This window comes from Anaerocolumna sp. MB42-C2 (genome assembly GCF_030913705.1).
GTDB lineage: Bacteria > Bacillota > Clostridia > Lachnospirales > Lachnospiraceae > Anaerocolumna.
Map to the genome: position 1 here is coordinate 1562946 of NZ_CP133190.1, position 10931 is coordinate 1573876.

A 10931-nucleotide genomic window follows, 5' to 3' on the forward strand; every position below is an offset into this window, starting at 1 on the left:
AATACAGGAGGTAGTTATAATGAGAAAATCTTTAATTGCGCGCTACGAGGTCTTAGTTTTTAACACGGGTGAAATTGAGTTTCGCCCAATCACCGATGATGGTGGCTACACCAAATGCTCCAGTTCTATTAGACAAATTTTATTAATCGTCGAGTCCGTATTGGAGTATATGGAAGATTACCCAGAGCGTAATATTCACTTTGCTGTTGTAACAGCCGTTAATCAAGTGGCAGCGACAGAAAGTGTGAAGCAATCGACAGTTCATTCCAAAATACTTCGTAAGCTTGGATTTTCTATGCAGGAATTTAAAGATCATTTAAGAGACTGCATAGATAATAGAGCTCCTGAGGGTGATGTTTTTGTGAACACTCTTTTTAATTCATGCGTAAGCAGGACAAAAACTGCTGACGAAGAAGGAGTGAGAAAAGTAGTAGAAAAAATCAGGAACAGACATGTTCCCACGGAATCTTAAATACCATTAGGGATAATGTCGTCAATCGTAATAATCTTCTTTGGTTTCTCCAACCCAAGGAACTGTTTATGGCAGGTCCATAGGTCAAAAAATAAACCGATGGGCATAAGCCAGAATTCATCTGTACTCATACCCATCTGCACTGTTCCATAATAAAAAAGCCGGGTAAAGACTTCATTGTCCGTTACCCGACTTCCACGTTTTTTGTTGCAATGCCTTCTTCCTCACTTTCCACGTTTCGCTTGGTACCGCGAAACATGGCTTCGGTAATCGCATTTTTATATGCTGCTAAATCAAGTGGCGAAGTTAATAGTTCTACCTCTTCCTCAGTTAGCAAATCTTCTGGTGTATTCTTGTTCTTAAGGTTTTGAATCAGAATTGACTGATTAGCTAAAAGTGTTAAAAGCCACACAATCTCATCCAATGCCATCTCAAAGTTTTCAGATTTCATCAGTTTTTCTCCGAGGTTCTCAAGACCGCCATAACGGTTTGCTATTGCTTTGGTAGCACGCGTAGTTAATATCAGTTCAAACTCTTTGCCGCCAATTTGAATCGTGGCACTTCTTTCATGATCCATTCTTTTATCCTCCCATTAAGGTGCTGGTGTGTATACGGGTTCATAAACCTGTGTATACCAACCGGTAATAACAAGTGCCGGAACACCTGCATCCCCTTCGGTAACTTCTGCTTTCCAAGGGTGTTTCCCATTACCATCCAATTTGTTTCTACGCATCACCGTTCCTTCAATGGTAGGTGTAGAAAAGGTGATGGATTCACCTTTCGTTTGTAGATTGGTTGCCGGGAGACCAAATTTTACGCGGTAAAGCCAAAAATAGCGGTACTTTCCATTGGCTTTCTTTGCTCGAAAACCGACTGCGACTGGTGCGCCTGTACTCTCACTGGCAGAGATTAGTACACCATTATCATCTGCTGTTGCTCCGGTTAAGTCCGATGCTACAGCAGTACCAATGTCATCAATTCCAAGAGAAAGTGTGCCATTATTAAAATCCTTTACTACTTCAGCAGCACCATCATCTGCATATAAAATTGCCTCCACTAGTTCCACCGATAACTCAGCACTGATAGCTTTGGCTAATACTTTGGGAGTACCATAGGTTTCTTCCCCTAACGTATCTTCTGTAATCGTTGCATAGTATAATTTATCAAGACCAATTGTTGCCATACATTATTCCTCCAATTCGTAATGTTTTTCTACATCTATCGCCATATGGTGATACCCCGTATCATTTTCATACCCAAGGTATCGACGGTCTGTCACCGTAAAGTCTAATTGAATCAGACCTCCCACAATTTGTGTTTTGGTTTGCTGATAATTTCCTTTGGAAAACAAGGAGATCCTTGCTTCCTGTACATCAAATTCTGGTTGGTTATCTGCATGGTATCCAAAGGTATCTGCAATTGGGGTAATTACAACATAGACATCCGGGGCAGTGTCACTAAATACACCCGTTTCCACAGGAATTAGGATGCTATTGAAAAAGCTGATAAGCTCTGTCAAAATACTCATATCTTCCCTATCTCCTCCTCCAGTTTTGTAACTATGGCATCTACACAAGCACGACGAGAAGCGGATTTTGCAGGTGCCAGGAATGGTTTTGCAGGCTGACCATGTTTTCCATACTCGATAATACTTGCTATCTTAGCATTGGAAACTCCATTAGAACGCGGCTCCGCAAAGCCTATCTTCACGTTATGGTTACCATTCTTATCAATCATTGCTTTCGATAGTCCAAGCGCTCTTTGGAGCTCTCCCGTTGCTTTTGAAGGATATTTTGTGCCACTACCAATGACAGATCGAAGATTATCCTTAACCTTGTTTAGTACCACTTCTCCTCCTACCTCCAACGCTTTTGGAAGTATCTCATCTGTTTGATTTCCTAGTCTAGATACCTTCTGCATAAAATCTTCCGGTAGTTTTGCTTGCAGCTTAGCCATTCTTATCACCTCACGGAAGGTTCCAGCTTCTCTGCAAGAACCTCGATATACATTTTTCTGCCACGGACATCTTCTGCACTTAGGATACGAAATCTCTCTCCAATACAGACAATGGTCATTTTCGTGGTTACTATTAATCTGGGAATCCTACGAAATCGAAAAAGAGCACTCGCATCTTGAAATACGGCTTGGTTTGCCCATCGCTCACTCCCATGACGCTCCTCTCGGTATGCCCGAACTGATGCTAATACCGTATCAGTCTGTGTCGCAAATCCCTCACTGTCTTTTTGGGTAACGGTCTGAATAATATCAATTGGTGTATTCATCTTTCCATAACTCATATTAAACACTCCATTCCCGGTCAAGTCTTAAGAGTAGATTTACTGTGTTCCACACCTGTTGTCCTGCCTGCACATTATCAACAAAAAATCCTGCTGTCGAGCCATCTCTACTTTCATAGAAATGGCCAGACAACATAATAACAGCTTGCTCGGTAGTAGGCGGCATGGTATGTGTTTCATACCAATCAACTGGTACATGTTGATAGCTTTCTGCATAGGATACTGCCGCTGTAATGTATTGAATAAGAAGGCCATCATCCTCATCATGCGACAGGATCAGGTTTGCTTTGGCTTTTGGAAGAAGATTTTCTGCAATTGCCATACCACCGCCTCCTTCACCGATTATTCATCTGCCATAAGCCCTGCTGCCTTTAACTTTGCAAGCAGTGCATTAAAGTCAGTAACTAATCCCTCAACTGTTGTGGCTACACTATCAGCTTGGTATGTTGCGGTAGGGAGTCCTGTAACTTTTGCTCCCGGTAGAACTTCCAATGTGCCGCCAACAACCCATTTCTCGCCACCTTGTTCCATATGGTTTTTCGAGTTATAACTCATAGGTCAGACCCCCTTATGCTTTCTGCTGAAGAACCTTGATAGCCTCAGGTAAAATCAACTTGCCATCCACACGCTGGGTAGCAACAAAACCTACCTGCCCTGTTGCGGCATAAAGTTCATTCAGACGCTTAAACATACGTCCTTGACGGTCAGCTACCCAATAATAGCTGAAATCACCGAATGCAATCGTCTTAGCAGTCGAAGCAATCGTTGGTACATATGCCGAAGTGTACAAAGGACGATTCAAAATAGTATCAGGAGTACCTGCCTGCAAGGAAGGCTGCCATAAATACTGACCTTGACCATCTTTCAGCTTACGGATTGCTTTTACAGTAGCATCATTCATAACGAATGCGGACTTATTACGATAAGGTGCTTTTAACGAATAGAACAGATCTAGCAACTCATCAATGGTGATAGCTGTAGCGCTTGCTGTGGTTACTCCAAGTTGAGCACCACCTGTTGCAGCAAGAATTCCAGTTGGCTTGCCTGTACCATCACCAATAAAGAATGCTTCCTCTTCCTTATTACCGATACGTCTAGCAAATTCTCTAGAAATATAAGCTTCAATGTTGAACACGCTGTCATTTAAAAGTTCCTCGGAAACCTTAATCATGGTTCCAAGCTTGTAAGCACCGATGGAAGTTTGACCGAAGCTATCATCACTTTCTGGAATAGCACCTTCCTCATCAATCCAAGATGCTGTGCCCTTGGAAGCAACAACCGGAATTTTACGGTCGCCGGATGAAGTTGTGATTACTTTTGCCAGTCTACGGAAGATGTTCTCATCCTCAAGAGCTTCCACAAGGGTACGTTCAAATTCATCAGGGACAAGGTAGCCACCTTCGGTGTCGGTTCCAACCTGCAGTGCATTTCTCACAACTGGATCAAGTCCTTCACCAGCACGGGTACGCATAGCATTCCAGAATGCCTTTTTATACTCAGCTGATGCACGACCAGTCTTTTCTTCCATACCTTTGTAAGGGGTATTAATAATAGGATTACTTGTGGCTTTCGAGAGTTCCATGTCAATCGATGCCTGACGTTCCAATCGCTCGATTTCTTTACCTAGAGCTACAACATCAGCCTCCATCTTGTCATAGGTAGCGGTGTCCTCAGTGGATAAAAGACCATCGCCACCACGTTTGGTATCAAGGAATGCCTTGGCAGCATCCCATGCCTTTGCACGTTTTTCACGCAGTTCTAAAATTTTACTCATCGTATTTCCTCCTTCAAATTAGTGGGTAATTAAAGAAAGCCGCTTATCAAGCGACTCAATTGGTGTACCTGTTTTCGGTTTTGATTGTTTTGGCAGCTTGTTGATAAGGGAGTTCGTTATTGCCATACGTGAGAAGATAAGACTGTCAGTGCTGGTCTTTTCTCCTTCTGTAAACATAACCTTATCAGCGAAACCAAGTTCAATAGCTTTATTTGCATTCATCCACGTCTCAGCATCCATTAGGTGTGCTAGCTTAGTTCGAGAAAGACCCGACTTCAACTCATAAGCATTAATAATACTTTCCTTGACCTCATCTAATAGAGCCTTTGCTCGCAGCATTTCCTCGCTGTCACCTATTGCAATAGTCGATGGGTTATGGATCATAAGCATGGAAACCGGGGACATATATACATCTCCACCTGCCATTGCTATAACAGATGCTGCACTTGCTGCAAGTCCATCAATTTTTACAGTGACTCTTCCGGAATACTCCATGAGCATGTTGTAAATCTGAGCTGCTGCAAACACATCACCACCAGGAGAATTAATCCACACTGTGATATTCCCGGTGCCTGCCAGCAATTCATCTTTGAACATCTTAGGTGTAACTTCATCACCCCACCATGTTTCATCAGATATTACTCCATTGAGATAAAGAGTGCGTTCTTCGTCAGAATCTCGCACCCAGTTCCAGAACTTCTTCATTTACTGACCTCCTTTACTTGATTTGTGGCAAACGCTCCTGCGTCAGCCAGTTTTGTCATATTGCCGTTGACTAGATACAAATCTCCGCCTTCCTCTGTTGTGATGCGGTTCATATCTTCCAGTTCACGGATATCATTGGCTGACATCCATCCGTTCTGTCGCCCAACAGCATAGCCATTCATACGACTTTGGTAATCGCCTCTCAGAAGCCCATCCAGATTGAACTTAATAAACAAAGATGATTTCTCAGAAGGCAAAATTAATGACTGCTGAAGACTTTGCTCCCAACGTACCACCCAAGGGTCAAGGGTGTATTTTACGAACTCCAATGACTGCTGCTCTATGTTAGAGAAACTTGATTTCTCTAAGTCACCCACCATATGAGGTGGTATTCGAAATATCCTTGCAATCTCATTAATCTGAAACTTGCGTGTTTCAAGAAATTGTGCTTGCTCCGGCGGAATTCCGATTGCCTGAAACTTCATGCCTTCTTCCAAAACAGCAACTTTATGGGCATTTCCGCTACCTTGATAGGCACTGTTCCAACTATCCTTAACCCGCTGAATGTCTTTAATTACCCCTGGGTGTTCCAGTACACCACCAGGATTAGCACCATTGGCAAAGAATGCTGCACCGTACTCCTCCGTAGCAAGTGACATACCGATAGAGTTTTTCGCCATGGCAATAGGACTGTAACCAACTAGCCCATCAAAACCTAAGCCAGGAATATGAAGAACGTCTTCTTTTCGAAGTGTAATATAGCCACCTTTAGGGCTTAGTCCGTTTTCATCATAATCACGGTAGTAGGTGTAGATTAACTCACCGTTATTCGCACGATTGACCTCCATCTTGCTTGGGAGAAGAGGATAAAGCGCTACCGGCTGACCACGACCGTTTCGTACTATTTGTGCATATGCATTTCCCCATAATAAAAGATGACTCATCAGCGTTTCTCGAAACACAAATGATGTCATCTCTGGGTTTGGTTCATTATGAAGAAGATAATACAAAGGATGCTGAGGGATACGTTCCTTGCCGCCGTCCAATCTGTATCGATAAACGTGTAGTGGTAATCCTGCTATGGCCTCAGCCAGTATCCTTACACAAGCATACACTGCTGTGGTTTGCATGGCGGTGTGTTCATTAACATTTTTACCACTGGTTGTACTGCCGAAGAGGAATGACCATCCACCACCGATACGATTTTGCGGTTTATCCCTTGAACGAAATATTGATGAAAATATGCTCATAAAATTAATAACCCCCTTTCGTTGTACACAGAAGCACCAGTTTCATTGCCACAACGAATTGCTCTATCAAGAGCCATTATCGTAGCTACAGCACCATCTATTTTTTCAGTAGATTTTTCTTTATCCGCTTTGATGTTTCCGGCTGGGTCAGTTCTAATGAAGATATTATCCATCATCCATCTAAGAACCGGGTGACCTCCATGAGCAATTTTTTGCTCTAGTGTCAATTTCATAAGTTCCTTTGTTGGCGGACTCATATCTTTAAAACCCTGTCCAAAAGGAACTACAGTAAATCCCATACCTTCAAGGTTCTGTACCATCTGAACAGCACCCCAACGGTCAAATGCGATTTCACGGATATTATACTTTTCACCAAGCTTTTCAATAAATGTTTCAATAAATCCATAATGCACTACATTTCCTTCTGTAGTTTGCAGAAAGTCTTGCTTTTCCCACACATCATAAGGAACATGGTCACGTTTTACACGAAGGTCGATGGTTTCTTCTGGTATCCAAAAATAAGGCAGGACACAAAACTTATCATCCTCATCAACTGGAGGGAATACTAGCACAAAAGCTGTGATATCCGTTGTACTGGAAAGGTCAAGTCCACCGTAGCAGACACGACCCTCCAAATCCTCCTCACAAACCTTAAAGGAACAAGCATCCCATTTATCCATCGGCATCCAACGTACTGCTTGTTTTACCCATTGATTTAAACGTAGCTGCCTAAATGAGTTCTCTTCGGCAGGGTTTTGCTTTGCTGATTCACAAGCAACCTTTACTTTGTCAATCCCAACCGTAATACCAAGTGACGGGTTTGCCTTCTTCCACACCTTAGAATCTGTCCAATCATCACTCTCTTCTGCTCCGTATATAACAGGGTAGAAGGTAGAGTCATTTTTTCTACCCTCTAAAATGTCCTTTGCCTTTTGGTGTGTTTCATAGCAGATGCTCTGTGTATCCGTTCCTGCTGTTGTTATAAGAAAATATAGTGGTTGCATTCTGGCATCGCCAGAACCCTTGGTCATAACATCAAACAGCTTTCTATTTGGTTGAGTATGGAGTTCATCAAACACCACACCGTGAATATTAAAACCGTGCTTAGAATAAGCCTCTGCCGATAATACTTGATAAAAACTATTCGTAGGGATATAAATAATTCTCTTTTGGGAAGCCAGTATTTTCACCCGTTTACTGAGTGCAGGACACATACGCACCATATCAGCAGCTACCTCAAATACAATAGATGCCTGTTGGCGGTCAGCTGCACAACCATAAACTTCGGCTCTTTCTTCAAAATCACCACAACACAAAAGTAATGCTACTGCGGCGGCTAGTTCTGATTTACCTTGCTTTTTTGGAATTTCTATATAGGCTGTATTAAACTGTCGATAGCCATTTGGCTTTAATGTACCAAAAACATCACGAACAATCTGTTCTTGCCAATCAATCAGTTCAAAAGGTTTACCTGCCCATGTACCTTTGGTATGACATAAGCACTCAATAAAATTGACAGCATAATCCGCAGCTTCCGCATTGTAAACAGAGTCCTTAGTTTTAAACTTGGTAGCCTTATACTTTTTCAGTTTTCGCATTTGCCGTCACCATCCTTTTCTGCAATAAAAATAGCCGCCTGTGATAGCGACTTTAAAATGTATGTGTACGAGGAACAGCCCCTCTGTGGAGCTGTCCTTTGCGATATAAATTATTTGCTATTCTTCACCATAGAGAATAAAATGCACATACTCCTCGTGGTGATTTTCCAGATAAACAACCAGTTCAAACAGTTCCATGTCATGGGCAATTCGTTGCACCATTGATAAATCAAACATATTGGTAAGTCCTGTATTACGAATCTTTAGAATCTGTTCCTTGATTATATTGTCCATAGCCATCCTCCATAGAATCTTCAACAGCCTGTTTTAGAATGTCGATGTCAAAGCCTGAGCTTTGATATCCTACCAAGATGATGCTGTAGTAATGACAACTTGGAGTGCCTAAGGGGCGACCTTCGTTCATGAGGTACACCATAGCTTCCACGTTCTTTTTACCAAGTTTGACTTTAACCGTTTCCTTACGGTAAAGGAATGGGAATCCCTCATATCGGTCAAGTGCTGCTTCATCATCCGAGGTAATCTCCCACAGCAGACACGGTACTGTCTTGCCCTTACAAGGCTCCACAGTCGCCACAGCGCCTCCCTTTCCTCCGTAAAACAATAATCGGTAGTCCATTAGTACGGTCGCCCCGACAGTCTTTGCCGTGGGACATCGGTGCGCCATTTGCTCAAGGTTGAGGTTCGAACCATAGGCAAGATAAAGTGTTTTATTCATCATATTTTGTTCTCCTTATTATGGAGCAACCGTTCAGGCTGCCCGAAATCTCCATGCCGCTGAACCATCAAGGTGTGCGGTCAAGTGCTCTCTGCAGTTTGCAAACTCCTCACCAATAAATCCAATGCGGTTGAGGTAAGTTCTCATTGCAAATTTCTCATTGTCGGTTTGTGGTTTTTTACTGCTCGCACACTTTTGTGTCAAGGCTTGGTTGTTAAGTGCTAGTGCAAGCACAATGTAGCTTCTAACCTTACCTGCGTGGAGTTCACTGTTAAATCCTCGTAGCTCAACCGTGTGATTACCCGTAAAAAAGCTATGCAGGTTTAGGAAATGGTACCGACTTTGATGATAATGTTGGTGGGTGCTTTCGCTGTAGCCCTCATACCAAAGTTTCTCAATAGCTTCCATGGTCTCTGGCTTGTGATGGTTTGCTTTCTCTACCAAAAGGCTATCCATCTTTTTGCAATAATTCATCCGTTCTGGAGCAATCTGCAAAGCCTTGTAAAAAAGGTCATTCTTACTTGCAACAATATTAATGAAGTTTCGAATGCTCCTTGGTGTATGGTCTGCACCGTTTAGGTGAATGTGAATTCCGCAGGAGTTGTTGGCAAATCCACCCGCACAACGAAGTGCCCTAACAAGTTCTTGTAAAGCTTCAATGTCCTCTCGGTAAGTAAGTATCGGGCTGACCAGTTCAACACTGTAGTCCTTGCCTGCAGATACAGTTCTGCCGTTTTCCTTGCGGCGACAGTTAATCGAGCCGTCACTCATCAGCTTCCAAGTGCGTCCGTCTACTGTGTGAATTTTATAAGCGTCATAATAATCGTGGGTGCGTTCGATTGTCCCATTTAGAAACGCCGCTGTAACCTCTGCGGCTTTTGCTCTAGTGATTCCTGTGAATTCAATTTCGATTCCAAATTTTGTTGTAAGCATGGTTGTTTGCCCCTTTCAAATGTGTAGTTAACCTTTCGGTATTACATATATCACTCTAAAAGGGATATATAGCAAGTCATATTTAAGGTATAAACCACACAAATGTAAAAGCTGTACCGTTATAGAAATCGTGTATTCTACACCTCAATTTTCCGGCACAAATCTGCACCATAAACAACATTTAATGAACTTCCATTATCCCAACGAACCATAATAGAGCCAGTATCATCAACACCCTTCACTGTACCTTTAGTTCCTATGGGTGGTGCTTGGCAATCATCCATCTCTACCAGTTCTACTCTTGTGCCTGCGGGATATTGCTTTCGTAGCATTTCAACTATATTTCTATTAGGAAACTGCATTCTTGGCACCCCCTTTAAAAGCTGATGAACCAGAAAGGTTCTTCAGCAGAATTTTTCTTTCAGCCTTGAACTCTGCCCCGATAAACCCAAGTCTTAAAAGGAAACAGCGAAAGGCATACTTATCATTTTCTATCTCTTTTTCTTTGGCGTTAATACGCTTTTGGCTTTTTGCCATTTCACATAATGCTGTAACAAAATGGGTATACGCTTTTACTGTATCGCTGTCCTGTTCGCCATGAAACCAAGGAAAGCTGATTGCTTCTTCATCTGCAATGATAGGAATAGAATCCGTACCGATTGCTCTTTTTATAAGTCTCGACTTACTTTCAACCAATCGCTTAAGGTTTTCAAGTGCTGAATCGGTATGAGTTGACCTCGGAATTTCTACGGTCAAACCATCAAGTTCCATTGTTTCACTCTGATCAGGACTTCCGTACATCAGTGGCTCCATATAATCATGGTAAGGGTTAACCCTACCGCCAAGTGCTGCCTCATATGGGATTGTTAAACCTTCTGGTATAGGTTCTGCCTCTGGAATAGGTGTATCATATTCCTCATTGACTGGTACCAAGTTGTGTAATCCTTGCAGATCTGCTATTAACTCATAATTATCTTCACCTGTAACCACACCATTTTTATCAATATGATATCCATCCACTTCATAAGCAAAGGTAGGTGCACCAAGGTATTTTGTTGGAACGTTTAGTTCCTCACTGATTGCACTGACCAGAGATTTTCGTTTATCTCCTGTCACATTATAATTAATTTGCATATTTCGTACCGCCTTTCTTTTTTCGGTACTAC

The 10931-nt window shown here is 42.3% G+C and carries 18 protein-coding genes; 1 reads left to right on the forward strand and 17 read right to left on the reverse strand.

The window, feature by feature from the left end; translation table 11 throughout:
• Positions 1 to 19 precede the first annotated feature (19 nt).
• Positions 20 to 472, forward strand: coding sequence for a hypothetical protein (locus tag RBU59_RS06995; RefSeq protein WP_308147164.1), 453 nt, complete (start codon positions 20 to 22; stop codon positions 470 to 472).
• Here RBU59_RS06995 and RBU59_RS07000 read toward each other — a convergent pair.
• The 17 genes from RBU59_RS07000 to RBU59_RS07080 form a co-directional block, all read right to left on the reverse strand.
• On the reverse strand, positions 469 to 603 hold the full coding sequence (locus RBU59_RS07000; RefSeq protein WP_308148672.1) for a hypothetical protein: 135 nt from the start codon (positions 601 to 603) through the stop codon (positions 469 to 471). The genes RBU59_RS06995 and RBU59_RS07000 overlap by 4 nt on opposite strands.
• Positions 604 to 656: 53 nt before the next feature.
• The gene (locus RBU59_RS07005; protein ID WP_308147165.1) at positions 657 to 1049 is read right to left on the reverse strand and encodes a hypothetical protein; all 393 of its coding nucleotides are present in this window, start codon (positions 1047 to 1049) and stop codon (positions 657 to 659) included.
• Positions 1050 to 1064: 15 nt separating this feature from the next.
• Positions 1065 to 1655, reverse strand: a complete 591-nt coding sequence (locus RBU59_RS07010; protein WP_308147166.1) for a major tail protein — start codon at positions 1653 to 1655, stop codon at positions 1065 to 1067.
• Between the two features lie 3 nt (positions 1656 to 1658).
• Positions 1659 to 2000, reverse strand: a complete 342-nt coding sequence (locus RBU59_RS07015; RefSeq protein WP_308147167.1) for a hypothetical protein — start codon at positions 1998 to 2000, stop codon at positions 1659 to 1661.
• Positions 1997 to 2428 (reverse strand): HK97 gp10 family phage protein, encoded by a 432-nt coding sequence (locus RBU59_RS07020; protein WP_308147168.1) that lies wholly within the window; start codon positions 2426 to 2428, stop codon positions 1997 to 1999. Before RBU59_RS07020 ends, RBU59_RS07015 begins: the two co-directional genes overlap by 4 nt.
• A 5-nt stretch (positions 2429 to 2433) precedes the next feature.
• A complete protein-coding gene (locus RBU59_RS07025) occupies positions 2434 to 2769 on the reverse strand; it encodes a head-tail adaptor protein (protein WP_308147169.1) in 336 nt (111 codons plus the stop codon).
• 1 nt (position 2770) lies between these two features.
• Complete coding sequence (locus RBU59_RS07030; protein WP_308147170.1) at positions 2771 to 3091, reverse strand: head-tail connector protein; 321 nt, start codon at positions 3089 to 3091, stop codon at positions 2771 to 2773.
• A gap of 20 nt (positions 3092 to 3111) precedes the next feature.
• The gene (locus RBU59_RS07035) at positions 3112 to 3324 is read right to left on the reverse strand and encodes a Head fiber protein (RefSeq protein ID WP_308147171.1); all 213 of its coding nucleotides are present in this window, start codon (positions 3322 to 3324) and stop codon (positions 3112 to 3114) included.
• Positions 3325 to 3337: 13 nt separating this feature from the next.
• Entirely contained in the window at positions 3338 to 4543 is a 1206-nt protein-coding gene (locus tag RBU59_RS07040; protein WP_308147172.1) for a phage major capsid protein, read from the reverse strand.
• A gap of 18 nt (positions 4544 to 4561) precedes the next feature.
• Complete coding sequence (locus RBU59_RS07045; protein ID WP_308147173.1) at positions 4562 to 5248, reverse strand: head maturation protease, ClpP-related; 687 nt, start codon at positions 5246 to 5248, stop codon at positions 4562 to 4564.
• A complete protein-coding gene (locus RBU59_RS07050; protein WP_308147174.1) occupies positions 5245 to 6498 on the reverse strand; it encodes a phage portal protein in 1254 nt (417 codons plus the stop codon). Before RBU59_RS07050 ends, RBU59_RS07045 begins: the two co-directional genes overlap by 4 nt.
• Entirely contained in the window at positions 6495 to 8096 is a 1602-nt protein-coding gene (locus tag RBU59_RS07055; RefSeq protein WP_308147175.1) for a terminase large subunit, read from the reverse strand. Before RBU59_RS07055 ends, RBU59_RS07050 begins: the two co-directional genes overlap by 4 nt.
• A gap of 117 nt (positions 8097 to 8213) precedes the next feature.
• The gene (locus RBU59_RS07060) at positions 8214 to 8390 is read right to left on the reverse strand and encodes a DUF5049 domain-containing protein (protein ID WP_308147176.1); all 177 of its coding nucleotides are present in this window, start codon (positions 8388 to 8390) and stop codon (positions 8214 to 8216) included.
• On the reverse strand, positions 8350 to 8835 hold the full coding sequence (locus RBU59_RS07065; protein ID WP_442871701.1) for a gamma-glutamylcyclotransferase family protein: 486 nt from the start codon (positions 8833 to 8835) through the stop codon (positions 8350 to 8352). Before RBU59_RS07065 ends, RBU59_RS07060 begins: the two co-directional genes overlap by 41 nt.
• Positions 8836 to 8865: 30 nt before the next feature.
• Positions 8866 to 9765, reverse strand: coding sequence for an amidoligase family protein (locus RBU59_RS07070; RefSeq protein ID WP_308147177.1), 900 nt, complete (start codon positions 9763 to 9765; stop codon positions 8866 to 8868).
• Between the two features lie 137 nt (positions 9766 to 9902).
• Positions 9903 to 10127, reverse strand: a complete 225-nt coding sequence (locus tag RBU59_RS07075; protein ID WP_308147178.1) for a DUF4314 domain-containing protein — start codon at positions 10125 to 10127, stop codon at positions 9903 to 9905.
• Entirely contained in the window at positions 10114 to 10899 is a 786-nt protein-coding gene (locus tag RBU59_RS07080) for a virulence protein (RefSeq protein ID WP_308147179.1), read from the reverse strand. Before RBU59_RS07080 ends, RBU59_RS07075 begins: the two co-directional genes overlap by 14 nt.
• Positions 10900 to 10931 lie beyond the last annotated feature (32 nt).